At 69.9% G+C, this 386-nt stretch carries 1 pseudogene; it reads right to left on the bottom strand.

The features are described 5' to 3' along the window. Window positions 1–322 (bottom strand): annotated as a pseudogene (locus E0T84_RS31710) (hypothetical protein); the annotation flags it as partial. Between the last annotated feature and the right edge of the window lie 64 nt (window positions 323–386).

The raw sequence follows: 386 nt of genomic DNA, 5'->3' as shown, positions 1-386 counted from the left end.
ATTCCACGGTCTCGCCCACCTGCTCGCCGAGCAGGGCCACCGCCGCGCCACGATGGCGGGCGCGCAGGGCATGCCAGGCCTCGCGCCAGCCTTCGTCACCCTTTGCCGCCATCTGGGCCAGTTCGATCAGCGCGTCGGTGACGCCCTTCATCGCCGAGACAACGGCGACCTGCAGCGATTCGGGGCGGGCGAGCAGCAGGCCAGCAACATGGCGGTAGCGCTCGGCGTCGGCCACCGAGGTGCCGCCGAACTTGTGCACGACGATGGACGGCGCAGCCAGGTCGGCCGGGGCAACGGGATGAGCGGGGGCGTGGGAAGACATGCAGACCTCGGTAGGAGGCCCCGTCGCATGCAGGTGTCGAGTTTCCCCGTCACCTGTATGGTGC

Source organism: Mycobacterium sp. DBP42 (genome assembly GCF_005924235.1).
GTDB lineage: Bacteria > Actinomycetota > Actinomycetes > Mycobacteriales > Mycobacteriaceae > Mycobacterium > Mycobacterium syngnathidarum.
This window is presented reverse-complemented; position numbering and strand designations above follow the sequence as displayed.